24 protein-coding genes are annotated in these 24,618 nt (G+C 54.4%); 8 read left to right on the top strand and 16 right to left on the bottom strand.

Annotated features, from left to right (window positions below):
• Nucleotides 1–350: 350 nt before the first annotated feature.
• The 12 genes from lpxL to INT33_RS15455 all read right to left on the bottom strand — a co-directional run bounded on the left by lpxL (nucleotide 351) and on the right by INT33_RS15455 (nucleotide 11,011).
• Nucleotides 351–1,265, bottom strand: coding sequence for an LpxL/LpxP family Kdo(2)-lipid IV(A) lauroyl/palmitoleoyl acyltransferase (gene lpxL, locus INT33_RS15510; RefSeq protein ID WP_193092330.1), 915 nt, complete (start codon nucleotides 1,263–1,265; stop codon nucleotides 351–353).
• Nucleotides 1,266–1,274: 9 nt separating this feature from the next.
• Nucleotides 1,275–2,375, bottom strand: coding sequence for an alanine racemase (gene alr / locus INT33_RS15505; protein WP_193092329.1), 1,101 nt, complete (start codon nucleotides 2,373–2,375; stop codon nucleotides 1,275–1,277).
• Nucleotides 2,376–2,487: 112 nt separating this feature from the next.
• Nucleotides 2,488–3,462: an RNA polymerase sigma factor RpoS gene (rpoS, locus tag INT33_RS15500; protein ID WP_193092328.1), complete on the bottom strand. Its 975-nt coding sequence runs from the start codon at nucleotides 3,460–3,462 to the stop codon at nucleotides 2,488–2,490.
• 160 nt (nucleotides 3,463–3,622) lie between these two features.
• Nucleotides 3,623–4,717: a peptidoglycan DD-metalloendopeptidase family protein gene (locus INT33_RS15495; protein WP_193092327.1), complete on the bottom strand. Its 1,095-nt coding sequence runs from the start codon at nucleotides 4,715–4,717 to the stop codon at nucleotides 3,623–3,625.
• A gap of 7 nt (nucleotides 4,718–4,724) precedes the next feature.
• Nucleotides 4,725–5,693 carry a DUF368 domain-containing protein gene (locus tag INT33_RS15490; protein ID WP_193092326.1) on the bottom strand — a complete coding sequence of 323 codons (969 nt, stop codon included), beginning with the start codon at nucleotides 5,691–5,693 and terminating at the stop codon, nucleotides 4,725–4,727.
• On the bottom strand, nucleotides 5,690–6,367 hold the full coding sequence (locus tag INT33_RS15485; RefSeq protein WP_192536968.1) for a protein-L-isoaspartate(D-aspartate) O-methyltransferase: 678 nt from the start codon (nucleotides 6,365–6,367) through the stop codon (nucleotides 5,690–5,692). The genes INT33_RS15490 and INT33_RS15485 overlap by 4 nt, the downstream gene beginning before the upstream one ends.
• The gene (gene surE, locus INT33_RS15480) at nucleotides 6,354–7,100 is read right to left on the bottom strand and encodes a 5'/3'-nucleotidase SurE (protein ID WP_192536967.1); all 747 of its coding nucleotides are present in this window, start codon (nucleotides 7,098–7,100) and stop codon (nucleotides 6,354–6,356) included. Before surE ends, INT33_RS15485 begins: the two co-directional genes overlap by 14 nt.
• A gap of 36 nt (nucleotides 7,101–7,136) precedes the next feature.
• Nucleotides 7,137–8,177, bottom strand: a complete 1,041-nt coding sequence (gene truD / locus INT33_RS15475) for a tRNA pseudouridine(13) synthase TruD (protein ID WP_193092325.1) — start codon at nucleotides 8,175–8,177, stop codon at nucleotides 7,137–7,139.
• Nucleotides 8,170–8,658 carry a 2-C-methyl-D-erythritol 2,4-cyclodiphosphate synthase gene (gene ispF, locus INT33_RS15470; RefSeq protein WP_193092324.1) on the bottom strand — a complete coding sequence of 163 codons (489 nt, stop codon included), beginning with the start codon at nucleotides 8,656–8,658 and terminating at the stop codon, nucleotides 8,170–8,172. The genes truD and ispF overlap by 8 nt, the downstream gene beginning before the upstream one ends.
• A 9-nt stretch (nucleotides 8,659–8,667) precedes the next feature.
• Entirely contained in the window at nucleotides 8,668–9,366 is a 699-nt protein-coding gene (ispD, locus tag INT33_RS15465; protein WP_193092323.1) for a 2-C-methyl-D-erythritol 4-phosphate cytidylyltransferase, read from the bottom strand.
• A gap of 46 nt (nucleotides 9,367–9,412) precedes the next feature.
• Nucleotides 9,413–9,754, bottom strand: a complete 342-nt coding sequence (gene ftsB / locus INT33_RS15460) for a cell division protein FtsB (RefSeq protein WP_018916423.1) — start codon at nucleotides 9,752–9,754, stop codon at nucleotides 9,413–9,415.
• Between the two features lie 111 nt (nucleotides 9,755–9,865).
• Nucleotides 9,866–11,011, bottom strand: a complete 1,146-nt coding sequence (locus tag INT33_RS15455) for a GNAT family N-acetyltransferase (RefSeq protein WP_193092322.1) — start codon at nucleotides 11,009–11,011, stop codon at nucleotides 9,866–9,868.
• 161 nt (nucleotides 11,012–11,172) lie between these two features.
• Here INT33_RS15455 and INT33_RS15450 point away from each other — a divergent pair, with 161 nt between their 5' ends.
• The 4 genes from INT33_RS15450 to INT33_RS15435 all read left to right on the top strand — a co-directional run bounded on the left by INT33_RS15450 (nucleotide 11,173) and on the right by INT33_RS15435 (nucleotide 17,830).
• Nucleotides 11,173–12,528, top strand: a complete 1,356-nt coding sequence (locus tag INT33_RS15450; RefSeq protein WP_193092321.1) for an aldehyde dehydrogenase family protein — start codon at nucleotides 11,173–11,175, stop codon at nucleotides 12,526–12,528.
• Between the two features lie 67 nt (nucleotides 12,529–12,595).
• Nucleotides 12,596–15,208: a hybrid sensor histidine kinase/response regulator gene (locus tag INT33_RS15445; protein ID WP_193092320.1), complete on the top strand. Its 2,613-nt coding sequence runs from the start codon at nucleotides 12,596–12,598 to the stop codon at nucleotides 15,206–15,208.
• Nucleotides 15,205–16,977: an EAL domain-containing response regulator gene (locus INT33_RS15440; protein ID WP_193092319.1), complete on the top strand. Its 1,773-nt coding sequence runs from the start codon at nucleotides 15,205–15,207 to the stop codon at nucleotides 16,975–16,977. The genes INT33_RS15445 and INT33_RS15440 overlap by 4 nt, the downstream gene beginning before the upstream one ends.
• Complete coding sequence (locus tag INT33_RS15435; protein ID WP_193092318.1) at nucleotides 16,967–17,830, top strand: MurR/RpiR family transcriptional regulator; 864 nt, start codon at nucleotides 16,967–16,969, stop codon at nucleotides 17,828–17,830. The genes INT33_RS15440 and INT33_RS15435 overlap by 11 nt, the downstream gene beginning before the upstream one ends.
• A 3-nt stretch (nucleotides 17,831–17,833) precedes the next feature.
• Here INT33_RS15435 and INT33_RS15430 read toward each other — a convergent pair whose 3' ends face one another.
• Both INT33_RS15430 and INT33_RS15425 read right to left on the bottom strand, forming a co-directional pair.
• Entirely contained in the window at nucleotides 17,834–18,193 is a 360-nt protein-coding gene (locus tag INT33_RS15430) for a RidA family protein (RefSeq protein ID WP_192536958.1), read from the bottom strand.
• A 71-nt stretch (nucleotides 18,194–18,264) separates the two neighbouring features.
• The gene (locus tag INT33_RS15425; RefSeq protein WP_192536957.1) at nucleotides 18,265–18,747 is read right to left on the bottom strand and encodes an Lrp/AsnC family transcriptional regulator; all 483 of its coding nucleotides are present in this window, start codon (nucleotides 18,745–18,747) and stop codon (nucleotides 18,265–18,267) included.
• 247 nt (nucleotides 18,748–18,994) lie between these two features.
• Between INT33_RS15425 and INT33_RS15420 the strand changes: the two genes are divergently transcribed.
• Nucleotides 18,995–20,689, top strand: a complete 1,695-nt coding sequence (locus INT33_RS15420; RefSeq protein WP_193092317.1) for a 2-isopropylmalate synthase — start codon at nucleotides 18,995–18,997, stop codon at nucleotides 20,687–20,689.
• 121 nt (nucleotides 20,690–20,810) lie between these two features.
• Here INT33_RS15420 and INT33_RS15415 read toward each other — a convergent pair whose 3' ends face one another.
• Entirely contained in the window at nucleotides 20,811–21,665 is an 855-nt protein-coding gene (locus INT33_RS15415; RefSeq protein ID WP_193092316.1) for a universal stress protein, read from the bottom strand.
• Nucleotides 21,666–21,917: 252 nt separating this feature from the next.
• Here INT33_RS15415 and crcB point away from each other — a divergent pair, with 252 nt between their 5' ends.
• Genes crcB through INT33_RS15400 form a run of 3 tightly spaced genes read left to right on the top strand, consistent with a single transcriptional unit; the run spans nucleotide 21,918 to nucleotide 23,705 of the window.
• Complete coding sequence (crcB, locus tag INT33_RS15410) at nucleotides 21,918–22,295, top strand: fluoride efflux transporter CrcB (RefSeq protein ID WP_192536954.1); 378 nt, start codon at nucleotides 21,918–21,920, stop codon at nucleotides 22,293–22,295.
• Nucleotides 22,292–22,666, top strand: a complete 375-nt coding sequence (locus INT33_RS15405) for a fluoride efflux transporter FluC (protein WP_192536953.1) — start codon at nucleotides 22,292–22,294, stop codon at nucleotides 22,664–22,666. Before crcB ends, INT33_RS15405 begins: the two co-directional genes overlap by 4 nt.
• Before the next feature lie 52 nt (nucleotides 22,667–22,718).
• Nucleotides 22,719–23,705: an arsenic resistance protein gene (locus tag INT33_RS15400; RefSeq protein WP_193092315.1), complete on the top strand. Its 987-nt coding sequence runs from the start codon at nucleotides 22,719–22,721 to the stop codon at nucleotides 23,703–23,705.
• Nucleotides 23,706–23,752: 47 nt separating this feature from the next.
• On the opposite strand, the gene INT33_RS15395 is transcribed toward INT33_RS15400, so the two are convergent.
• Nucleotides 23,753–24,610 carry a universal stress protein gene (locus tag INT33_RS15395; RefSeq protein WP_192536951.1) on the bottom strand — a complete coding sequence of 286 codons (858 nt, stop codon included), beginning with the start codon at nucleotides 24,608–24,610 and terminating at the stop codon, nucleotides 23,753–23,755.
• Nucleotides 24,611–24,618 lie beyond the last annotated feature (8 nt).

The following is a 24,618-nucleotide window of genomic DNA, read 5'->3' as shown; positions in this document are numbered from 1 at the left end:
ATAACGGCTGGAGCAACTGATGAAATGCGGTGTTATGATGAGACAAAGCCTGAATCCTTTATGAGTAGAGTGTTTGGGCGCACTCTCATTTTACTCACTTGGATCCAGGCTTTTTCATTTATTAATGTTTATGGGACAGCAGTGGACGCGAGTCGGCTTTTGCTGATAGTACCTGTCACAGGTAGCGGGGGTCTTTCGCCAAGGCCGGAAAACAGTTCCTGACATTTCCGGCATTTCCGCCATCCATGGCGGTCAGATGGCGAAAGTAGCGTACAAGGAGGTATTAACAGCGCCCCCGCACAGGGTTGCTCAAGCCCGCCTCTCGATTAGTGAGAGGCTTCATACAAGGGTTAATAGAACCCCTCTTCCCCTTCAGGACGGGTCTTGAAACGCCGGTGCAGCCACAGGTATTGTTCAGGGTGCTTGCGAATAGCCCGTTCAATAAACTGATTGATCCGGGTGGCATCTTCGACTTCATCGCTACTCGGGAAGTTTTCAAACGCAGGTAAGCACTCGATGGTATAGGTGCGGTTATCGGGATTGCGATGAAACATCAACGGCACCACCGGTGCCCCGGTCATCCGGGCGATTTTGGCCGTTAAGCGGATAGTCGCCGCCTGCTGACCAAACAGCGGTGCAAACACGCTGACATCGCGACCGAAATCCTGATCCGGCGAGTACCAGACAATATGTCCGGCCTTGATACGCCGCACTACCCCACGCAGGTCGTGCCGATCAATCGCCTGACCGAAAATGCGTGACCGAGCGCGGGTCATGAAGCGCTCAAAAAGTGGGTTATTGTGCGGTCGATAAACCACATCGGCGGGTAAGAACAGCGAATGCAGCGCCCCACCCAAATCCAGCGTAGAGAAGTGGATACCGACGACCAGCACGCCCTTTCCCTGCGCCTTGGCATGGGCCAGATGCTCCTGACCATGATAAGCCACCCGATGACGAAACCCTTCAACTTCGCGACACCAGCCAGTGGCCGTTTCGACCAGGCCGATACCGTTAGCAATAAAGGTATCTTTCACTAGTTTGCGCTGTTTATCGGCACTTTTTTCTGGAAAACACAGCGCCAGATTGGTGGCAGTAATATCACGCCGACGCTTGGCAAAGCGCCACGCGAGCAACCCGATGATCTTTCCCACCCAAAGTTTGACGCCCCAGGGCAACCAGGCGGCTACGTACATTGCGCCGATGGCAAGCCAGGTGCCCCAGTAGCGCGGATGGGCAAACGAACGTGGGTATTCTTTTTTCGACATACGTACCACCTACACTAAGGACTCTTGATAACGTCTGGGTACGCGTGGCAACACCCCGGTCAGCAAAGTATAACTTATCGTATCGCAATAGCTTGCCACCTCATCGACTGGCAGCAGTTCCCCTGTGCTTGCGGCCCCCCAAAGCACTACCTCACTGCCAATGCCAGCCTCTTTCAAATCGGTAACGTCGATGGTCAGCATGTCCATCGACACCTTACCGGCGATAGCGCAGCGCTGCCCATTGACCAGCACCGGCGTACCATCCACCGCGTGACGGTCATAGCCGTCGCCATAGCCTGCAGCAACAACGGCAATACGCGAACGACGCTTGGCGCGCCAGCGTCCCGCATAACCTACCTGCTCACCTTCATCCAGCTCACGTAGGGCAATAATTTCCGAGCGCAAACTCATCACCGGGCGTAACTGCCGGGTGATGTCGTTGGCAGCTTCCAGCGGGTCGCTGCCGTACAGCATAATGCCAGGGCGATTCCAGTCGCCATGCGCGGCAGGCCAGGCAAGCGTGGCGGGTGAATTAGCCAGGCATAAGGGCGCATCAAGCGCTTTTGCCAGCGCCTGTACGTGCTGCAGCTGCTGATTGAAATAGCGCCCGTCCCTGGCATCCGCCGTCGCGAAGTGGCTCATCAAGTGCAGCGCAGTCACTTGAGGCGCATCGACCAAACGCTGCCAGACAGCCTGAGTTTCATCTACATCAAACCCCAGCCGATGCATACCCGAGTCAACCTTCAACCAAACGGGAATCGGCTGGCTAGGCGAAAATGCCATCAGCGCTTCAACCTGCCACGCGCTATGCACGGCCGTCCACAATCCATAGCGGTCTACCAGCGGCAGCTCATCGGCACTAAAAATGCCTTCCAACAGCACGATGGGCTTATTGATACCGCCGTCACGCAAGGCAATGGCTTCTTCGATACACGCGACCGCAAAGGCCGGTACCAGGCTTTCAAGTGCGCGAGCGCACTCTACGGCACCGTGCCCATAGGCATCGGCCTTGATAACCGCTACAGAGCGACTTTGCGGTGCGCAGCGGCACGCTAACTGATAGTTATGACGCAGCGCGTCTAGATCAATATGGGCCACGAGCGGGCGCATCACGTATCTCGCTTATACATAATAAGTTCCCAATAAACCATCGCCCTAACGGCAACGCACCGAGCATAAACTCGGTGCGTCAAGGCAGTGCCTACTGAATGGGTCGTATCAACTAGCTTTCGAAAATAGCTTCTAATGAAAGGCCCTGCTTCTCAAGTGAGCGGCGCAGTTTCTTTAACGCCTCCACCTGAATTTGTCGAACACGCTCACGGGTCAGGCCAATTTCCGCGCCCACTTCCTCAAGAGTGGCCGCTTCATGGCCGCGTAAACCGAAGCGGCGCACAACGACCTCGCGCTGTTTATCACTTAGCTCATCCAGCCAGTGATCCACGTGTTCACGCACATCACCATCGACCAGACTGCCTTCGGGGCCTTGTACATCGTCATCAGCCAGGGTATCGATCAGCGGTTTATCGCTCTCGCCACCCATGGGGTAGTCGACCGAGGAGACACGCTCGTTGAGGCCCAGCATTTTCTTAACCGTATCAACCGGCTTATCGAGATGTTCAGCAATCTCTTCTGCGGTTGCTTCATGGTCAAGCTTTTGGGTCAGTTCACGTGCTGCGCGCAGATAAATATTAAGCTCTTTAACAACGTGAATCGGCAAACGAATCGTCCGCGTCTGGTTCATCAGCGCACGTTCGATAGTCTGGCGAATCCACCACGTTGCATACGTTGAAAAGCGAAACCCACGTTCAGGGTCAAATTTTTCAACCGCACGAATAAGACCTAAATTACCTTCTTCGATCAGGTCAAGCAGCGTTAGCCCCCGATTGAGGTAGCGCCGGGCAATTTTAACCACCAGCCGCAGGTTGGACTCGATCATTCGTGAACGACCCAGTGCATCTCCCTTACGCGCCAAGCGGCCGTAATAGACCTCTTCTTCTGGCGTTAATAGCGGCGAAAACCCTATTTCATTGAGGTAGATTTGCGTAGCATCTAAGCTTTGAGTTGACTGCCGATCCTCGCGCCCTAATGCTTTTTCAAAGGCATCCTCTTCCGCTGCGACATCATCGTCAGCGTTATCAAACGCTTCTTCGGCAGCATCCAGGTCAACCTCCTGTAGATCCTTCTCCAGCATACTCATGGTCTTACCCCCGTAGTATCGCCCGCCCGCCTTTTTCCAAAAATTAAAGGGTAGTCGCACTGTCGGTGCGCAATACCGTTATTGTTATTATGCTGAATCAGCGGCTTAGCGCTGATTCATAGAGCTTGCCATTATCCACCTGCCTAGCTGCAGGCCGTGGTTAACGTGAGGGGAGAAAGTCCAATGGGTCCTGAGGCTGTCCATCGCGACGCACCTCAAAATGCAGCCTGACACTTCCTGCATCGCTATTACCCATGGTGGCAATTACCTCGCCCGCTTCCACTACATCATTCTCTTTAACGCTTAAACTGTCGTTGTGCGCGTAGGCACTCAAGAACTGATCATTGTGTTTAAGAAGGATGAGATTGCCGTATCCACGTACGCCGCTGCCTGCATAAACGACAATTCCAGGACCAGCCGCTTTGACAGGTTGCCCCTTTTGTCCGTCGATATCAATCCCGGCGGTAATCGAGTCCCCTTCACCAAACTTGCCAGTGACCTGTCCATCGGTCGGCCACTGCCAGTTTATCGTCTCTACAGGCGTGAAAGTGCGCGATGAACGATCTGTACGTGCTGGAGGCGTGGCAGCAGGTGCCGCGGATTGGGCAACGGACTGTTCCGCCGGTTCGCGTGCAGGAGCTGCCGCCGGCTCTGGTTCAGGTTTTGGCTCTTCTGCTTCAGCCGCTGCCACGACCTCTGGCTTGGACGGCTCTTCACGCGGCGTATTGCTGCTAGCGGCTACTTGTTCAGCGCTCTCAACGGCCTGGCGATTAGCACGCTCTTGTGCCTGACCCTCAGCGTTTAAACGTTGATTACGCTCAATCGCCGACTCGTCAGGCAACAGCCAATCGAGCTCCTGGTCGTTACTGGCTACCGCCGTCGTCGGGGGATTTAACCCCGTCGCCACTACGCCACGCGATTCACTGCGGGCATTTTGCGGCTGGTTATTAGGCTGAGCATTATTGGACGGTGAATTATTAGCGCGTGAGCCCCCATCACGCAAGGCAATCATCTGCCCAGGACGAATCTGATAGGGTGCCTCGATATTGTTCATCGCGGCCAACTGCCGATAATCCAGATTATGCTGCCAGGCAATGCCATACAGGGTATCGCCGGGCTTTACAGTATATTGAGGCGAATTTTCCACGGCACTGCGCGCTTCGCTTAAATCACGCACCTGCGGGGCGCCATGCTGTTGATTGGCACACCCGCTAATCGCCAATACTAACGCTGACATCATGAAGATTTTACGCATGCAAACCCTACTCCTTTTCAGCGCTGCGCGGTATTTTTGAATCAGACGTGGCCGCCTGTCCTGCCTGACGATTTAACAATACGACCAGCAGTGCGCCAATAGCCATTAGCGCCACCACGCCAATGACCTGCGCTGAAGTGCCGGTCAACATCGCATAATCACTCGGCAGCAAATAACGATAATCCAATGGAATCATTTGCCCGCTAGGGCCTATTTGATAGCGTAACAGCTCACGCCACGGCCAGAGAACCGGCAATGAGCCGATAATAAACCCTAAAAGTAGCTGCATGGTAAAGTCATGATGGCGTTTTAACAGCCAAGATAATAGGCGTGAAAACGATGCCAAGCCAACCACACACCCCATACCAAACAGCACAATGATCGTGATATCGAAGCTGCGGATAGCCCCCATAATCGTGCCGTAGAGTCCCATCGTGAGCAACAAAAAGCTGCCTGACACGCCAGGCAACAGCATGGCGCTAATCGCGATACAGCCGGCCACCATGACAACGAGCGCTTCATTGCCGATCAATAGTACCAGCGGCATTAAACTCGGCAACATGCTGGCCAGCACCAGGCCTGCTAACAGTGGAATCACAAACCAGAACCGCCAGCGCCTCCCGGCTTGCCCCACGACAAGCGAGGAAGCGGCGACCAAACCAAAGAAAAACCCGTCGAGCAATAGCGGGTGCGCCTCCATTAGCCATAACGCCAGGTGCGCCACGCTCACCAGACTGATCCCGACACCCGTCAGCAGCGGAATCAAGAAAGCCAGGTTCAAATACTGGAATAAAGCGCGCCAGCCGTTGCGATGCCACACCCCCAACGCACGGGGGCTAAACTGCTTGATGGTATTGATCAGTTCTTCATAAATACCGGTCACAAAGGCAATTGTGCCACCAGACACCCCGGGTACGGCATCAGCGGCGCCCATTCCGGCGCCTTTTAAAAAGATTCCCAAGGCTTTACGCTTCAATCCACCACTCCTTGCAATAGGGGTACAAAGCGAACGGGCTCAAGCCGCCGCTTTTCAAAGGCACCGCCAATGCGCTTTATTTGGGTAAGCCATTGGCTGCCGTCAGGTTCCTCAAGCGGGGCAATTAATACCCCATCACGGCTGAGCTGCTCAAGCAGCAATTCTGGCAGCGTCTGAGCACAGGCGGTCAACAAAATAACATCAAAGGGTGCCGCCGCGGACCACCCTTCACCGCCGTCAGCCACGGTCAATCTGGCCTCGGCCCCCAGCCGCCACAAACGCTCGCTTGCCCGCTCGTGCAGGGCATAAATACGCTCAATCGAGTAAAGCTCTTTCACCAGGCGCGATAAAATCAGCGTTTGATAGCCAGAGCCTGTGCCGACTTCCAGCACGCGACGCGGCTCGGCTTTCACCACCAGCTCGGTCATACGGGCAACCGTAAGCGGCTGGGAGAGCGTCTGCCCAAACCCGATTGGTAGCGCAGTGTCCTCATAGGCGCGATGAGCCAGGGCCTCATCGACAAACAGATGGCGAGGTTCGCTGGCCATCACGTCCAACACCTTTGGGTGGCGGATCCCCTGCTCAATCAGGCGATCAACCATACGGTCTCGTGTGCGCTGGGAGGTCATCCCTCGTCCCAGACGCTCAATGAGTGAAAGCTCAGGCAAAGGCATCCAACCAGTCCTGCACATCACGGCGCGCTGGATGGCGCGTTAAATCGGTTTGCAACGGGGTAATCGACACGAAACCGGCTTCAATAGCCGCAAAGTCGGTATCTTCGCCATCGTCGGCATTAGCAGCCACCGGCGCAATCCAGTAGCGCGTACGTCCGCGTGGGTCTTCAACGGGCAGCGGCTTTTCAGCAGGCCCTCTATACCCAAGACGCGTCACCTTGACGCCCTTGATGGACGACCAGGGCACATCCGGTACGTTAACGTTCAACAGCGTTCTGGGGGGCAAGGAGAGCCTGTCGGCCGCGCCGATCAGGCTGGCAGCCACTTTACCGGCGGTATCAAAGTAGCGCTCACCGCATAGCGACATAGCAATTGCGGTCATGCCCAGATTACGCCCTTCCATGGCAGCGGCGACGGTACCTGAGTAAAGCACATCATCCCCTAGATTACTGCCATGATTAATGCCGGATATCACCAGATCGGGATGCTCGTCCCATACGCCGTTAACACCTAAATAAACGCAGTCAGCGGGCGTGCCGTCAACGCTATAAAAACCATTATCTAGCGCCGTCAACGAGAGCGGCCGCGATAACGTCAAGGAGTTACTTGCCCCGCTACGATCGCGATCCGGTGCCACAACACGCAGATTGGCATGCGCCTGCAGCGCGTCATGCAGCGCTTTAAGCCCAGGGGCATGGACGCCGTCGTCATTGGAAAGCAGCAGTCGCCGCATGGAAGTCTCCTTGTTTATCAAGCGTAGCCGTGTCTATCACGCCATATCGGGGTGGTGAATCAACTCACCGATGACGGCAGTAGCAAAGCTGCCTCGTGGTAACGCAAACGAGAGTAGCACGGCATCGGATTCCCAGGTGAGCTGGGGCGCGGTTAATCGCATGCGCAAGGCTCTGCGCGACCGCTTCACACCGCTTTGTTCTAAACCGGCACACAGCGCAGGGTACTGCTGGGATAGCTGCGTTTCATAGCTCGCTGCATCTTCAGAGGCTTTGTCACCCACGCCCCACAGCACGCCGGTTGGATGCACGTCCAGCTCAGCGGCGCGGGATATCAGGCTTTCATCCACTGAATCGACGTTAAACACGCTTTGCGTGCCGTCTAACATCAGCGTATCGCCCGCGACAGGCTGGTTCCAGGTGCCGTCCGACAGCCGGGTGCTTAACAGTTCGTTAAACAGAAAGCTTCGCGCGGTGGAAAGCAGCATCCCTTGTCGATCATCGCGCTTACGCCAACCGCGCGCCAGCAGTGCCTCGGCGCGGTGTAAATTGCGCCCTTCAGGGCCAAAGCGCTGGGGACCAAAATAGTTGGGTACGCCCTGCCTGCATAGCGCCTGCCAACGGTTTTCAAAATCATCGGCCTGGATGGCCTCGCCCGTTAAGCGCAGAGTAAAACCATTTGTGCGATGAACGCCGCGCTTTAACTTGCGCGGGTGGCGGGCCTGCTCCAACACCTTAATCCCTAGCGCCGCAAGCGAGGCAGCCAGATTGTCAGGCGCTTCGCGCCCAGGCAAATGCACGCTTAGCCACTGGCGCGTGACGGCAATCCGATCCTTCATGCCCGAATAGCCAATATCCCGCTGGGTAACGCCACACAGTCGGCTTAAGCTTTTCACCACATCCAGCGTGGTCTGATTGCGTTTCTCAAGCCGCAGCCAAAGGTGTTCTCCGTGCGCTTCCGGGGTGAAGTCCAAGTGTTCATCAACCAGAAAATCTTCAGGCTGGGCACGATACTGGCCGGGCCTGGGCGGCCCAAACGTGTCATCCAAACGGCGCTGCCAGCTAGGAAGCTTACTCATTGGGTTCCTCAAGCCGGCCGAGCAATACCACGGCTTCAGCGGCAATTCCTTCCCCACGCCCGGTAAATCCTAACTGCTCAGTCGTAGTCGCCTTAACGTTCACCTGACCAAGCGAAACGCCCAGCGTATCAGCGATGGTTTGGCGCATTATTTCAATATGCGGTGCCATTTTCGGCGCCTGAGCCATCAGCGTGGCGTCCAGGTTAACAATGCCAAAACCTTCAGCCTGAACCAGAACCATGACATGACGCAGCAGCGCTCGGCTGTCCGCGCCTTCCCATTCGGCGTCCGTATCAGGGAAGTGGTGACCGATATCGCCTAGCGCGCAGGCGCCTAAAAGCGCGTCGCTAATCGCATGCAGCAATACATCACCATCGGAGTGGGCTACAAAGCCCTGCGAAAACGGCAGTTTAACGCCACCGATCATTAAATGGTCGCCGGGGCCGAAGCGGTGAACGTCAAATCCATGGCCAATACGCATTAGGCGCTCCTAAATAAGCGGGTCTGTTTGTGCTGCTAAAATAGCGGCAGCAAGGGCAAGATCATCAGGATGGGTGACTTTTAAATTGTCCCGACGTCCGCTGACTAAGCGTGGTTGATGGCCCAGCGCTTCGACCGCCGAAGCTTCATCGGTCACTACTCGCTTTTGATGCCGGGCGCTCTCGAGCGCCTGACGCAGCAGCGCGTAGGAAAACCCCTGAGGCGTCAGAGCATGCCAAAGCCCATCGCGGGGTTCGGTATGGGCGCTCAGCTGCTCGGCATTGGCCCGCTTCATGGTATCGGCCACAGGCATCGCCAATAGCGCACCGCCTGCGTGAGTTGATGCGGCCTGATAAAGCGCCCGCAGATCCCCCGGGGTAATACACGGGCGCGCCACGTCGTGCACCATCACAATGTCGTTGTCGCGCGCCTGCATGGCATGCAGCGCATTCAATACGCTGTCCATACGCTCCGTACCGCCGGGCACGCGCTGCCAGTGGGCAAAGGGCACCCAGTCAGGCTGAAACCAGCGGTCGTCGGCATCCAGGCACAGCACCAGCGTGGCGTGCGGAAACGCCTGATAAAGCCGCGCCAGGGTGCGCGCAAGGATGGGTTGCTCATCCAGCATCAAATACTGTTTGGGCTTATCGGCGCCCATACGTCGCCCTTGGCCCGCAGCGGGCACCACTAACCACAATGCCCTGCTCACCGCCACTCTCCGAGCTTACTCATCGCAAATGCATTCACTGTGCAGATTACTCTCGGTTCAGCCGAGGCTGGGTCACCAAGCCTGCGTTAATGCCTATCAGTTCGGTCGCGATCGCCACCCCGGGTACCCAGAAAAATTGCTCATCGCTGCGAACCATGCCCATATCGCTTCGGGCACGCTCTTCGATAGCATCCAAGCCGTTTTTGAGATCGGTGACCTCGGCCGCCAGACGGGCGTTACGTTCACGCATGGGCAGGTTATCGGCCTCTTGCATCGCAACGCGTTGTTCCACTACTTGCAGATCACGTAAGCCACCATTGCCCAACCACAGCGTATATTGGAGCAAGCCCAGCACGGCAAGTAGCGCAACCACCAGCCATTTGTGCATCACCGATCTCCTGACATAAAGACTAAATGATATAAGGATTAAAGAAGCTACAGCCATCCACGGTAACGGCGCGCATTATGCCATTATGCAGAACCATCAGCGAGCCGCACATTATTTGAATGGCAAGGCTTTATAAGCCGCTTCCCGGTACGCGTTGATATGCGCACCTTCCTGCTGACAGAACTGGGCAACGCCGGCCGCGAGGCCTGGATGAGCCAAATAGTGCAGCGAGCGTATGCGTTGGGGCGCAAAACCGCGTATTAACTTATGCTCGCCTTGGGTACCGGGGTCAAAAAGTGTCAACCCCCGCTGTAAGCAGTACTCTATGCCTTGATAATAACAGGCTTCAAAATGCAGGCAGTCAGCAACCACCTCACTGCCCCAATAGCGGCCATAAAGCGTTTTTTCATTACGAAAGTAAAGGGCCGACGCGACCGGCTGACCATCCAGACGCGCCTGCACCAGCATCAGCGCTTCAGGCATGGTTTGGCGCAACTGCTCAAAAAATGCCTTGTTCAGATAAGGGGAGCGACCCCGCTCCAGGTATGTCATCGAATAACAGCGATAGAAGTGGGTCATCGCCTCCGGCGAAATGTTCTCGCCTTCCAGGCGAGCCAGCGTGAGCCCCTGCTCGGCGACCAGACGTCGCTCACGCTTGATCATTTTGCGGCGTTTGGAGGTGAGGCTTGCCAAAAAGCCATCAAAGTCGCCAAAGCCTGCATCCCGCCACTGAAACTGCACGCCTTCACGGGCAATCAACTCAGGGAACTGGGCCTGCCAGGCCGCCACGTCGTTTTCATCGGCAAACAGTAAGTGCCAGCTGGAGAGCGACTGTTGCTCACACAGTGACTGCCAAGCGGAGGCCAGCAGCGCGCGAACCGCATCTACATCAAACGTTTTGGCCAACAACGTGCGCATGCCTGGAACGGGAGTAAATGGAATGGCGCTGAGTATCTTGGGGTAGTAGTCTCCACCCGCTTTTTCAAAAGCTTCAGCCCACCCCCAATCGAATACGTATTCACCGTACGAATGATGCTTACGGTACATTGGCAGTGCGCCGACCAGCTGGTCGCCCTGCCAAACGCAGGCATGGCATGGCTCCCACCCTGTCTCACGGCTTACCGAGCCGCTGAGTTCCAGTGCATTTAAAAAGGCATGGCGCAAAAACGGCTGATCGCCAGCCAAGGCGTCCCACTGGCTTGCTTTAATATCGCTCATGGCAGATAAACTAGAGAGCTTTAGCGGACATGTAGGCATGGTATCTCCCGAAATGCGAGGTGGTCGCCTCTTGTCATCTGGCGTTACTTTATCATTAACCCCGGTTGACGCTTAACTCAGTTAACCTGGCGCTTATCGCGACAGCTATTTCGCCCATGACATTCAGGTACGAACAATCAGGCGAGAAATAAGGAGAGGCTATGACGCACGATTTAACAGGCATTTTTAACGCCCAGCGGCATGCTGTTAATCAGACCCCTTTCCCAACGTTAAGTGTGAGGCGCAAGCGCCTGGCGCGTTTAGCGCAAATGACCAAGCGGCATCAGCACGACATTGTTCGCGCCATTCAGGCGGACTTCGGTCAGCGTAGTGCCGTCGAAATCCGCCTGGCAGAAATTAACAGCGTGATACAGGCGATTAGCTATACGCGCCGCCACCTTTGGCACTGGATGCGACCTTGGCGCGCTAGCATGCCTTGGCGTTTACTGCCCGCCCGAGCGCGCATCTCACCCCAGCCGTTAGGCATCGTGGGGGTTATCTCGCCTTGGAACTACCCGTGGAGTTTGGCATTAATGCCCGTCATTGACGCCTTTGCGGCAGGCAACGTGGTGATGCTGAAGCCTAGTGAGCTGTCCCCGCACACCAGCGCTCTGCTTGCACGTCTGGTCGCGCAATATTTTACTCAGGACGAACTCTCGGTAATCCAGGGCGACGCATCAATCGCGCAGGAATTTAGTGCGCTGCCCTTTGATCATCTGGTATTTACCGGCTCGACCAGCGTGGGGCGCCAAGTAGCCAGTGCCGCGGCGGCAAACCTTACCCCGGTCACCCTGGAGCTGGGCGGCAAATCGCCTGTGCTGGTGGCAGGCGATGCTGACATGGATAAAGCCGCCGCTGCAATTATCTTCGGCAAAGCGTTTAACGGTGGCCAAACGTGCCTCGCGCCGGACTATGTGCTGGTGGAAAGCCGTCATTTAGATGCGCTGATAAGCGCTTTAAGCCGCGCTATTGTGCATCAGCGCCCGGATAGCCGCGAGGTAACACAGCCCATCAATGAAGCGCATCAACAGCGCATTGAAGAAATGTTGGCACAAGCGCGTAACCATGGCTGCCGTGTCATTGATCATGGTGACTACGCGCCCTCGCTGGTCATAGACCCGACCCAGGATCTACGCATCATGCGCGAGGAGATTTTTGGCCGAGGACTGCCTGTCATTAGCGTCAAAAGCATCGACGCCGCGCTTACATTCATTAACGCGCGCCCGCATGCACTTGCCCTCTATGCCTTTACCAACGATAAAACGCTACAATCGCGGCTGTTAAAGACCACGCGTTCCGGCGCCCTGGTCTTTAATGAAACGCTGCTGCATCACGCCGTTCCCACTCTGCCGTTTGGCGGCGTGGGCGAAAGCGGCATGGGTGCGTATCACGGGCGTAGTGGATTCGATCGCTTTAGCCATTTACGTAGTGTATTTCATCAGGCAAAGCGTGCTACAAGCCGATTTTTACATCCTCCCTACCGGCGCTGGCTAATAAACTTACTTCGGCTTGGTTAAAGTTTATTAATCAGCGACCGATAATAGACATACATTACTTTACATATTTTTTTCATTTAGGAACCTTATGCAAGCCGCCGATACGCCCCATAACGAAGCACAACGCCTCGCGGCATTGCAGGCTCTGAATATTCTCGACACCCCCCTTGAAGCATCTTTTGACCGTATCACTCAATTGGCCAGGGAAATCTTTGATGTTCCTATTGCACTAGTTTCTCTGGTTGATAAAGATCGTCAGTGGTTTAAATCACGCCAAGGAATTGATGCCTGCGAGACAGAGCGCCGCGTTTCATTTTGCGCTCACGCTATCGCCCAGGATGCCTTTCTGGTGGTAGAAGATACATACAACGATCTACGCTTTAATGATAATGACCTGGTCAGTGATGCCCCGTTTATCCGCTTTTATGCAGGCTACCCCCTACGCCCAAACGGCAGCCTACCCGTGGGCACTCTTTGCCTGATTGACCGAAAGCCCAGAAGCTTTTCAGCGCGTGAACAAAACATTTTGAAAGGTCTTGCCCAACAGGTTGAAGAGCTACTGAATCAGCGCACACTAAGTGAAGCACTAACCAGTACGGCGCGCCGATTTGAGGCACTGTTTACTAAAAGCGCTACCGGCAAAGTGCGCATTGATCGATCTGGCAATATGATTGCCGTTAACCCTTTTGCCGTGCAGTTACTTGGTTATACCGAAGACGAGTTGATTGGCAAAAACGTAGCCATTCTAACACCGCCCGATATCGCCTCACACCACGACGGTTTTATTGCCCGCTACCTTTCTGGCGGTGAGCCTAAAATTATTGGCCGTGGCCGAGAAGTCTACGCCCAGCACAAAGATGGTCATGTCATACCCGTTCATCTAGCGGTCAACACTATCCCCAATGATCAGGGAGAAGTCGTTGAATTTTTGGGCATTTTGACCGATTTAAGCGATATACACGCCGCCAACCAGCGCACTAATAAAGAGCAGAGCCTGCTAAAAGTGCTTCACCAAGGGATAACCGACTACCAGGCGCTGATGTCGGGCGAGCGCTTATGGACGTTTCTTATGGAAGCATTGCGCGAGCTAACCGACAGCGACTATGCGTTGATTGGCGAGGTGTTACCTACCGATACCACCAATGCACTTAAAATTCATGCCATTACCGATCTTTCCTGGAACGCTGAGTCACGTCAGTTGATGGAGAGCCTGCGCAGTGGCGATATGATGCTGACCAACCCTAATTCGCTACTGGGTCGTGTATTTGCCTTTGGCGAAGTCGTCATGACCAATGACGTTTATACCCACATCCAGCGCGGCGGTTTTCCACTTGGGCATCCGACGTTATCCAACTACCTGGGTGTGCCGATTTTTAACGGTGAAGAGCTTATTGGCATGTACGCGATTGCCAACAGCAAGCAACCACTCAATCAGGGACTGCTCGACTGGCTACAGCCGTTTACCGATACCTGCGCCCTGTTAATTAATCTTTATGGCCAAATGGCAGAGCGCGAACAGGTAATGCATGACCTGGCCGCCGCCCGTGATCAGGCTGAAAAAGCCAATAAAAGTAAAAGTGAATTTCTATCTTCGATGAGCCACGAGTTACGCACCCCGCTCAACGCTATTATCGGATTTTCCCAACTTCTGGGCAAAGGCCGCCGCGACCCGCTAAGCAGTAAACAACAGCGCCAAATCAATCAGATCGAAAAAAGTGGTCAACACCTATTAAACCTGATCAATGAAGTACTCGACTTAGCAAGAATCGAAGCGGGCCAAATGGCCCTTTCGATTGAGCCAATTCTGATTGAAAACGTTATAGATGATGCCTGCTCTACTTTAGAAGCGACGATGGAAGCGGCTGATATCACCTTGATACGATCGCCTCTGTCCGTTCCCTGCCAGGTCGTTGCAGACTATACACGCGCCAAACAGGTCCTTTTAAATCTGTTATCCAATGCCATTAAGTACAACTGTGAAGCAGGCAAAATTACCATTGCTGTCGAACAATGTGACGACAGCATACGTATTAACATCACCGACACTGGGTTTGGAATTTCGCCGAAACGCCATCATGAGTTGTTCGAACCTTTTAACCGTCTGGATGCTGAATATGGGGCCATTGAGGGTACCGGTATAGGCCTTGCGATCACACGCCAATTAATTGAGCGCATGAATGGACAGGTGGGCGTGGAAAGCGAGTTGGGCAACGGTGCCACATTCTGGTTTACCTTACCCATAGCCGACCCATCGACGCTCAACCCTGCGCGCCATACGTCAGGTATTACTAGCTTCCCGATTAATAACCTGCGTGCTTATAAGCTGCTCTATATCGAAGATAACCCGACCAACCAACGGCTAATGGAAGACATCATTGAGGATATTGAGGAACTTCAGCTAGTGATGGCGCCAAGTGCCGAAATTGGTTTAGAGTTGATGCGTCAATCGCCGCCGGACATTGTATTAATGGACATACACCTACCAGGAATGAACGGCTTTCAGGCGTTGGATGTAATCCAAAAAGATGAGCAGTTACGCGGTATTCATATTATTGCGTTATCGGCTAACGCAATGGAACGGGATATCAAGCACGGTCTTGCCGCAGGCTTTGACGCCTATCTTACCAAACCTTTAGATATTGATAGACTCGCCACCACGCTTACCAAGTTTATTAGCCTAGCCCCAGGGAAGGAGCCATGAACCTAGCCAGTAAACATGTGCTAGTAGTGGATGACAACCCTATCAACGTTGAGCTGCTACTGGATCTGCTAGACGACAACGGCTTTACTCAGGTACATGGAATTAGCGACCCAAGCCATGTTCTTGCTCATTGTCAGCTACAAAAGCCAGACTTAATACTGCTGGATATTCGGATGCCTGTCCTGGATGGCTATGCACTGATTTCCCTGCTGCAAAAACAATTTTCCCATCAAATGCCGCCAATTATTGTGCTTACCGCACAAATTGACGATGAAACTCGTTACCGCGCACTCAATATGGGCGCACGCGACTTTATTACCAAACCCTTCAATCATGATGAGGTACTTCAGCGCATTCGCAATGCGCTTAGCCTTGAGCATCGCTATCAGGTACGCGACCAACAAGCCGAAACGCTTGAGCGCATGGTGGCCAAGCGTACCCAAGAGCTGAATCGCCAATCGCGCACCGACTCCATAACCCAATTACCCAATCGACGCGGCTTAATGCAGGCACTTCGAGAAGCTGCATTGTCAGCCTCAGGCACAGGGCTTTTATTTATCGCTTTGGATGATTTGGATAATGTGGTTCGGCTGCACGGCTATAGCATCGCTGATCAGTTGATTGCACATACGAGTCAGCAGCTCTCTGCACATTTGGATAATATTGGTCTGCTGGGCTTGTGGGGCGGAAGCGAACTCCTGGTCATCACCCCGGTCAGCGACCAATATGAGCTTGAACAATTAGCCACGCGGTTGCTCAGCACCTTTGAACAGGATCAGGCGCTGGGTGATTTGCTCTTGCCACTGGATGCGCGCATTGGAATTAGCTGGGCAAGTGGGCGCTTTGAAATCGAACGGCTGGTACATATGGCGGCGCTGGCGCTGCCGCATAGGGGCGGCAACCTGCGCATTCAACGCTATCAGGAAACGTTGGAAGTACAGCAACGCCACCGGCTCAACCTTCAACAAGCCATCCGCGGCGCCCCTCAGCGTGGCGAGATGTCGCTGGCCTTTCAGCCTAAAATCTCTTTGGCGACCCAACAGATTATTGGTGCAGAAGCCTTGCTGCGCTGGCACCACCCTGAACTTGGGCATATTTCGCCTGCAGACTTTATTCCTTTGGCAGAAGCCAGCGGGGATATTCTGGCGATTGGCGAATGGGTGCTCGAAGAAACCATGCAGCAAATAGTAACTTGGCGAAAGCAGGGGCTGCTCAACGATCATTTTCATATCGCGGTCAATGTGGCTGCGCGCCAGTTAACGCGTAAAGACTTCGCCCAAAAACTGCTGGATCGACTGGCAGCGTATGACATTCCTGAACGTTTTCTAGCGCTGGAAGTGACCGAGTCAGGCTTAATGAGCGATATGCAAAATGCCCGCGTGCAGCTGGCTCAGCTCGCCAGAATGAACGTGGCCGTGGCTATTGATGACTTTGGCACTGGCCACTCATCGCTTGCTTATGTAAAAACGCTGCCCTTCTCTACGCTAAAGATCGACCGTGCGTTTGTGATGGATCTTGAAAAAAATGCCGTGGATCGTCAGCTTGCCGTTATGATTACCCAGTTGGCACATGCGGTGGGCTGCGATGTAGTAGCAGAAGGTATTGAGACCGCCTCACAGGCGGCATACCTGCGCTCTATCGGTTGTGAAGCTGCGCAAGGCTTTTATTATGCCCGCCCATTACCTGCCGATGACTTTGTTGCCTGGTGTAATAATTGGGCTCCACAGCCTATGCCACTCACGACACGGAGCTTGTTTAATGGCGCATGATTTGCTTAATCGCTTACGCGAACGCTTAGAAGATTTAAATCGCTCCGAGCGCAAAGTCGCTAATGTGATTTTAGAAGATCCGGCCGCGGCAACCAGCTTAAGCATCGCAAGCCTCGCCCAGGCGGCCAGCGTCAGTGAGCCTACTGTTAATCGGTTTTGCCGCAACTTTGGCGCCAAGGGCTATCCAGATTTTAAAATCAAACTGGCCCAAAGCCTGGCAGGCGGAACCCCGTATGTCACTCGCGCGGTAGAGCCTGGTGATACGGCCGCCCAATACACACACAAAATTTTTGGCGCAACGATTGCCGCACTGGATGAAGCACAGCGTGACATCAATATCTCAGCCGTCGAGCGCATGGTTGATTATCTAACCCAGGCGAAACAGATCCATTTTTTTGGCTTGGGCGCGTCAGGGGCTGTCGCTCAGGATGCCCAGCATAAGTTTTTCCGCTTCAACCTGCCGGTGATGGCGTACGTCGACGTCCTGATGCAGCGCATGGTGGCAGCAGCCTGCCATACCGGTGATGTGGTGGTGATTATCTCCTACACCGGGCGTACCCGTGAGCTGGTCGACATCGCGCGCGTGGCGCGTGAAGCCGGAGCGGTGGTGCTGGGTATTACTGCGCCAGACTCACCGCTGAGTGCAGAGTGCAGCGCCACCCTGGATGTGGCGACACCAGAAGATACCGACCACTATATGCCGATGACCTCCAGGGTAATTCAGCTCACACTGATTGACGCGCTAGCCACCGGGGTCACGCTGCGGCGCGGCGAGGATTTCCTGCCGCACCTTAAGAAAATCAAAGACAGCCTGCGTGATACCCGCTTTCCGCTAGATTCGTCCAGCCAATAATCGTTAGGCCGAAACAGCCGTCGTTACGCTAACTTCTACTTTTAATTCGTCGGCAGGCATCGGAGCACACACGCAGGTACGAGCCGGCGCATAGCCTTCGGGTACCCAGGCGTCCCAAACGTCATTCATGGCGGCGAAATCGCTGCCATCCTTGAGATAAATCGTGGCACTGAGCAGCTCCTCGCGGCTGGAACCAATCTCTTTTAACAGTGCATCGACGCGGGCCAGCATGCTTTGTGTCTGCGCGGTAATATCGCCATTGCGCGCTTCAGGCCCGGCCACCTGGCCACATAAATAGGCAACGCCCTGATGAATAACGGCGCGGCTCATACGGGCTTTGGTATCGTGACGCTTGATAGACATAGAAGACTCCACTGCATATGGGTAAAAAGGCAGTGTAAACGGCTATCTAATCGCTGACCATGCTTTCGTGCTCAGCGTTCGCTGGGCACGGGTCGGTGCTCGAAAACCCGGCGAAGCACAAAGCTTGTATGTGCACCGGTGACCCCTTCAATACGGTTGATCACGTGCAGCAGCAAATGCTGGTAGTCATCCATATCGCGCACCAAAATTTTTAACTGAAAATCGGCAGCCTGCCCGGTAATAATCAAACACTCAATGACGTTGGGAATCTGTCGGATATGGTGTTCAAAGTTCTCAAATCGCTCAGAGGTATGTTGATCCATCGCAATGTGCAGCAGCACCATCAGTTGATAACCCAACTGGCGGGCATCTACCTCGGCGCGATATTGCATAATCAAGCCGTGCTCTTCCAGCGCGCGGACCCGGCGTAAGCAGGGCGACGCCGAAAGGCCAATTCGGTCGGCAAGCTCCTGGTTGCTGATCCGCCCTTCCTGCTGCAGGATAGCCAAAATCTGGCGATCAAAGCGATCCAGCGTCAATGGCGTTATCGACATAATAAGCAGCTCCTGCTAATAAATTTCAATTTATTAAAATATACTGCCAATTAATGCCATTTTTATCTATTTTTAGCAACAACCTAGCGCCACAAACCCGTTACACTATCCACACTGCCAAAAGCAGTTAACAGTTGCGTGCCATACTCTGCATCATGAGTCTGCACCGATGAGCGTGTTTTAATGCACCAAGGCCTACACCACAAGCGGCCAGTTTTCCAAGTCATTAACCCTTAGGAATTTCACCATGTCTGCTTTCGATCATCGTAAATATCGCCCAGCACCGCGCGTTCCTGCGTTTAACCGCCAATGGCCTGACCGAGACCTTGATCGCGCGCCGATCTGGGTAAGTGAAGACCTACGTGACGGTAACCAGGCGCTGCTGGAGCCGATGACCGTTGAGCAGAAAAAACGCTTCTGGCATCAGATCGTCAAGGTGGGCATTAAAGAAGTCATGGTGGGGTTTCCTTCCGCCAGCCAGCCCGATTTTGATTTTGTCCGCTGGCTAATTGAAGAAAACCAGATTCCGGACGATGTCACCATTGCTGTGCTGGTACAGTGCCGCGAGCACCTGATTGAAAAGACCTTTGAATCGTTAGTGGGTGCCAAGCGAGCCATTGTCCACCTGTATAACTCCACCTCAACCATTCAGCGCGAGCGCGTTTTTGAGATGGACCGCGATGGCATTACTGATATTGCCGTTCAGGGTGCTAACTGGGTCAAAACCTACGCCGCCCAATACCCTGACATTGAGTGGCGTTTCGAGTACACCCCAGAAAGTTTCTCCAGCACCGAAATCGATTTCTCACTGGCTATCTGCGAAGCAGTCATGGACGTCTGGCAGCCAACCCCTGAGAACAAATGTATTCTCAACCTGCCGACGACCGTCGAAGTGGCCGGCCCCCATCACCATGCCGACCAGATCGAATACTTCTGCCAGCACATTAGCCGTCGCGACAGCGTGATTATCTCGGTACATACCCATAACGACCGGGGCGGTGCCGTGGCCTCAGCAGAGCTTGCTTTATTGGCAGGGGCCGACCGAGTAGAAGGCACTTTGCTGGGCAACGGCGAGCGTACCGGCAACATGGATATCGTGACGCTGGCCATGAATCTTTATAGCCAGGGCATTGATCCCAAGCTTGATCTTTCCAACCCCGATGAAATCATCCAGGTGGTCAACGAGTGCACCGGGATTGCCATGCATCCACGCCACCCGTGGGTAGGCGAAATGGTGTATACCGCATTCTCGGGCAGCCACCAGGATGCGATTCGCAAATCCTTGAAACACCAGAAGACTGATGAGCCGTGGCAAGTGGCCTATTTGCCGATTGACCCTCACGATATTGGCCGCGATTATCAAGCGGTGATTCGGGTTAACAGCCAATCCGGCAAGGGCGGCATGGCCTTCTTGTTGGAGCGTGACTACGGCATCAACCTGCCACGTTGGATGATGCTGGCACTCGCTCCCTATGTGCAAAAAGAGAGTGAAGATCGCGCCAGCGAGCTTTCAAGCGAGATGGTTCGCCAAGTGATGTGCGACAACTTCACTCAGGACACACCGCTTTCGCTGGCGGATTACCAGCTCTCCAAGGGCCAGCGCGAAGGGCTTGAAGTTACCCTTTGGCAAGGCAGTGAAACGCTGCGTTTAGCGGGTTCAGGTAATGGCGCTATGTCCGCGTTTACCGACGCCTGGCAGAAACATTCCGGTACCAGTATCGGCATTATAGATTACAGCGAACACTCACTAGGCGGCGACAGCGAAGCCAATGCCATTGCCTTTGTGCAGCTCAACATAGACGGCCAGCGGATCTGTGCCTTTGCTGAAGATAGCGATACCGTGAGTGCTTCATTGAAAGCACTGATTTCAGGGATCAATTTAGCGGCGCAAAACGCCGATAAGAGCGCTCAGCAGTCGTCCGAAAGCGCGCTTACGGTCTAATGTTTAAGGCCTAATATTTAAGGTCTATGCAGTTACGCCCTTGGCAAGCCGATGAAAAGCTACATCTGTAGCCGTTTGCCAAGGGTTGTTTTCGCGTATGACAGACGTGCCGGAAGTACCGTTAGCGCAAAATCAGTACCGGCACCTGGGTTTTTCGCAGCATTGTAGTGGTCGTGCTGCCCAGTAATAAACGACGAATGCGCGAGTGTCCATAGGCGCCCATCACCAGCATATCGATCTTATGGTCCTGCTGATAATGGCGCAGCGTTTCTTCTACATCGCCTGCATGTATCGCGCCTTTAACGCTATGCTGCTCATCGCGCAATGCTTTTAATGCCCAGGCCAGCTGTAGACGGTTTTCGGCGGTTTCTGCACCCACCAGCACCACATGGCACTCAAGCCCCTTAAGCAGCGGGCTTTTCGCCACCATCTTAATACTCTTACGTGCCGTCGCACTGCCATCAAAAGCCATCATGACTTTATGAGGCGGGATAAACTCCCTGGGCACCATCAGAATGGGACGCTGCATTTCTCGGACAACGCGTTCAAGGTTGGCGCCTACATGGCCGTTTGCCAGATGGGTTGTTTCCCCACGCTTCCCGAGAACCAGCAAATGTAACGTGTGCTCCTGGTCGGTGAGGGTTTCGATCAGCGTTCCATGACGCTGCACGCTTTCAAACTCTGCAATACCCGCCTTTTCGGCACACGTCGTCGCTGCCTCAAGCAATAAGCGACCCTGTTCGCGAGCAATTTTAGCGCGCTGCTTATCAACGTTAGCTAGCTCTTCCAGTAAATGCTCACGGGTCCCCAAACCCAGATGACCGGTCAGGTCAGGACTCACCGTCTGAGCGTCATGCTCGACCACATGGATAAACGTGAGTGAAGCATCCAGCGCCTTTGCTGCCCATGCGGCATATTGGCAAACACCTTCTGCAAACGGGGAGCGATCAATAGCGGCTAAAACGTAGTCAGACATAAGCGACCTCTTCAAGTGAGTGCAGACACTGCGCTGATGACCTATTCCTCGTTTAGGTGGAGTGATCGACTAGCAAGGGGCGCTAATTTTTATTGGCTCTTACCTGTGTATTAGTTCTTTCTGGGGATTCTGTCTACTCATATCGCCATTAGCGCCTCTTCCTACCTCCATAGAATGGCGTGATACACTTTGGCGCTTTTAGCTTAAAACCCAGCCATTGGGCGCACCCGATGACGTCAGCAGGGGCTTGGCATGATGAGTTTTTTATTAGTGGCGTTAGGCGGCGCGCTTGGCGGCATGGGGCGTTTTGCAATTGCAAACCTGCTCGCCAAAAAGTATGGACAGCAATTCCCCTGGGGTACGCTTTGTGTAAACGCTAGCGGCGCGTTGGCGGCTGGCTGGCTTTTAGGCACACAGGGCTTTCCTGAGCACGCTACTTCATCGCTTTGGCTTATAAGCGTCACCGGGCTACTCGGGGGTTACACCACCGTCTCGTCATTCAGCTTACAAACGCTTGGGCTTTGGCGAAGTGGCCATTCTATAAGGGCTATTACCAATATTATCGCGACGCTGTTGCTTGGCCTTTGTATGGCTTATGTGGGCTGGCTGTTATCCGGGAGCCGCTCATGAAGGCTTGGCAGCATTATTTAGCCGTAGGCATTGGCAGCGGTCTGGGTAGCGCAATGCGCTATGCGGTATCGCTTGGTGCTCAAGCAACGCTGGGCAGCTATTTCCCCTGGGGCACGCTGCTGGCCAACGTGGCAGGCTCGTGGCTGATTGGCTGGTTAGCCGCTGTGGCAACGCTTGCGCCTACCCGTTGGTGGCAGCCTTTTGGCATCGCAGGATTTTGTGGCGGCTTTACGACGTTCTCACTGTTCAGCGTAGAGACACTGCATTTTATTGATATAGGCAAGCCGGGCCTTGCGCTTGTGTATCTAGTGGTTAGCCTACCGCTGTGGCTGGGCGCCGCTGCAGTAGGCGATCGCATGGCGCGCTCATAAAAACCTACACCAGCCACCGTTAACCCTAAGCGGCCAGGAGCACTCCCCCTTAATGCGTGACCAGATGGAAAAACATCAGTCCTGGATATATCTTGGCTTTATTTGTGCGGGCTTAGCGCTAGGCGCCTATGCGCCAGAGCTAACGGCGTCTTTTGACCGTTTATTGTGGCCACTATTAGGCGTACTGCTCTACGTAACGTTTACCCAGATCCCTTTGCTACGCATAGCACAAGGTGCCACCGATACCCGCTTTATGATCGCCCTGCTGGTCGGCAACTTTGTGGCTATTCCGGCATTTTTAGCCATGATGCTGCTGTGGCTCCCGCTTTCCCCCGCCGTGCTGGCCGGTGTGTTACTGGTACTTTTAGTGCCCTGCACCGATTGGTTTATCAGCTTCACCCACTTAGGTAAAGGCGATACTGCGCGAGCCATTGCCGCCACCCCGCTGCTATTGCTGGTGCAGATAATCGCGTTGCCGCTCTACCTGTGGCTGTTCTTAGGCAGCGAGTGGTTTCTGCTTACCTTTTCGACGGCGCTACTGGGCGCTTTTGCAGGCTTTATTTTACTGCCGTTAGCGCTGGCCTGGCTGACCGAGTACGCTGGCGCTCGGCAACCCCGCATTAAGAAGATCACTTACTGTTTGGGCATACTTCCCGTGCCATTGCTTGCGCTGGTGGTCTTTACCATAGCGGCGTCGCAGGTGAATAGCCTAGACGGGCTTTATTATGTGATGGCCCAGGTAGTGCTTATCTTTATAGGTTTTCTGATGTTTGCGGGATGGCTGGGGAAGCTATTGGGCACGCTGTTCAGGCTTCCTGTAGCCAGCGCCAGAACGCTGGCCTTCAGCTTTGGCACGCGCAATTCGTTTGTCATGCTGCCCATTGCCCTGGCCCTGCCGGAAGCCTTGCAGGTCGCCGTGGTGGTGATTGTCTTTCAGTCGCTGGTCGAGCTTTTCGGCATGATCGTTTTCCTGCGCTGGGTGCCCAACCGGCTGCTGCCTGAAGGCCATGGACAAGAAAGCCGCCCCGCCAACCAGTAGCGAGGCGGCCTTGAACCGCACAGGTTTCAAACATCACTGGCTATCGATCAGCGCAGAATCAGCACCGGGATATGGCTACCGCGGAGCATCGCGGTCGTCGTGCTGCCCACCAGCAAATGGCGAATGCGCGAGTGCCCGTAGGCGCCCATCACCAGCAGATCAATGCCGTGCTCCTGCACATAGGCCTGTAATGCCTCGTCTACATCACCTGCACGAATAGCACCTTCTGCCTGGTGGCCCGCTTCGCGAAGATTATCCAGCGCCCAGTCAAGCTGGGAGTGATTTTCTGCCGTTTCGGCACCCACAATCAATACATGGCACTCGCTGCCCGCAAACAGCGGCGAGCGGGCCAGCATTTCTACTCCCTTGCGAGCCGTTTTGCTGCCATCGAAGGCGATCAGCACCTTTTCAGGCCGCTTGAAGGTAGCCGGGACCATGAGAATCGGTCGATGCATTTCACGCACGACGCGCTCAAGATTGGCGCCCAGATGGCCGCTGGCCTGGTGGGCCGTCTCGCCACGTTTACCTACCACCAGTAGCCGTATGTCTTTTTCAAGCGCTACCAAGGTTTCCACCAGCGTCCCATTTAGCTGGCGGGTAGTCGAGTCACTAATGTCTTTCGCTTTCGTCCGCTTCTGAGCGGCTTCCAGCATTAGCTTCCCCTGCTCGCGGTTCACTTTGGCGCGCTGCTCATCAAGCGCTGAAAGCTCCTCCATCAAATGCTCGCGGGCGCCAAAATGTAGATTACCTGAAAGATCCTGTTCACTGGGCGCTGCTGAGTGGTTGTCCAACACATGCACAAAGCACAGGGGTGCATTTAGCGCCAAGCTTGCCCAGGCAGCGTAGTCGCACACACCTTCTGAAAACTCTGAGCCATCAATCGCGGCGATTACTTGCTCACTCATGTTGCTCT

It is taken from the genome of Halomonas colorata, assembly GCF_014897985.1.
In the GTDB taxonomy this organism is placed as follows: Bacteria; Pseudomonadota; Gammaproteobacteria; order Pseudomonadales; family Halomonadaceae; genus Vreelandella; species Vreelandella colorata.
This window is presented reverse-complemented; position numbering and strand designations above follow the sequence as displayed.

Excerpts from the sequence above, each read along its gene's own strand:
- lpxL (WP_193092330.1), bottom strand. The coding sequence starts at position 1,265 with ATGTCGAAAAAAGAATACCCACGTTCGTTTGCCCATCCGCGCTACTGG.
- alr (WP_193092329.1), bottom strand. The coding sequence starts at position 2,375 with ATGCGCCCGCTCGTGGCCCATATTGATCTAGACGCGCTGCGTCATAAC.
- rpoS (WP_193092328.1), bottom strand. The coding sequence starts at position 3,462 with ATGAGTATGCTGGAGAAGGATCTACAGGAGGTTGACCTGGATGCTGCC.
- INT33_RS15495 (WP_193092327.1), bottom strand. The coding sequence starts at position 4,717 with ATGCGTAAAATCTTCATGATGTCAGCGTTAGTATTGGCGATTAGCGGG.
- INT33_RS15485 (WP_192536968.1), bottom strand. The coding sequence starts at position 6,367 with ATGCCTTTGCCTGAGCTTTCACTCATTGAGCGTCTGGGACGAGGGATG.
- surE (WP_192536967.1), bottom strand. The coding sequence starts at position 7,100 with ATGCGGCGACTGCTGCTTTCCAATGACGACGGCGTCCATGCCCCTGGG.
- truD (WP_193092325.1), bottom strand. The coding sequence starts at position 8,177 with ATGAGTAAGCTTCCTAGCTGGCAGCGCCGTTTGGATGACACGTTTGGG.
- ispF (WP_193092324.1), bottom strand. The coding sequence starts at position 8,658 with ATGCGTATTGGCCATGGATTTGACGTTCACCGCTTCGGCCCCGGCGAC.
- ftsB (WP_018916423.1), bottom strand. The coding sequence starts at position 9,754 with ATGCACAAATGGCTGGTGGTTGCGCTACTTGCCGTGCTGGGCTTGCTC.
- INT33_RS15455 (WP_193092322.1), bottom strand. The coding sequence starts at position 11,011 with ATGCCTACATGTCCGCTAAAGCTCTCTAGTTTATCTGCCATGAGCGAT.
- INT33_RS15450 (WP_193092321.1), top strand. The coding sequence starts at position 11,173 with ATGACGCACGATTTAACAGGCATTTTTAACGCCCAGCGGCATGCTGTT.
- INT33_RS15445 (WP_193092320.1), top strand. The coding sequence starts at position 12,596 with ATGCAAGCCGCCGATACGCCCCATAACGAAGCACAACGCCTCGCGGCA.
- INT33_RS15440 (WP_193092319.1), top strand. The coding sequence starts at position 15,205 with ATGAACCTAGCCAGTAAACATGTGCTAGTAGTGGATGACAACCCTATC.
- INT33_RS15435 (WP_193092318.1), top strand. The coding sequence starts at position 16,967 with ATGGCGCATGATTTGCTTAATCGCTTACGCGAACGCTTAGAAGATTTA.
- INT33_RS15430 (WP_192536958.1), bottom strand. The coding sequence starts at position 18,193 with ATGTCTATCAAGCGTCACGATACCAAAGCCCGTATGAGCCGCGCCGTT.
- INT33_RS15425 (WP_192536957.1), bottom strand. The coding sequence starts at position 18,747 with ATGTCGATAACGCCATTGACGCTGGATCGCTTTGATCGCCAGATTTTG.
- INT33_RS15420 (WP_193092317.1), top strand. The coding sequence starts at position 18,995 with ATGTCTGCTTTCGATCATCGTAAATATCGCCCAGCACCGCGCGTTCCT.
- INT33_RS15415 (WP_193092316.1), bottom strand. The coding sequence starts at position 21,665 with ATGTCTGACTACGTTTTAGCCGCTATTGATCGCTCCCCGTTTGCAGAA.
- crcB (WP_192536954.1), top strand. The coding sequence starts at position 21,918 with ATGATGAGTTTTTTATTAGTGGCGTTAGGCGGCGCGCTTGGCGGCATG.
- INT33_RS15405 (WP_192536953.1), top strand. The coding sequence starts at position 22,292 with ATGAAGGCTTGGCAGCATTATTTAGCCGTAGGCATTGGCAGCGGTCTG.
- INT33_RS15400 (WP_193092315.1), top strand. The coding sequence starts at position 22,719 with ATGCGTGACCAGATGGAAAAACATCAGTCCTGGATATATCTTGGCTTT.
- INT33_RS15395 (WP_192536951.1), bottom strand. The coding sequence starts at position 24,610 with ATGAGTGAGCAAGTAATCGCCGCGATTGATGGCTCAGAGTTTTCAGAA.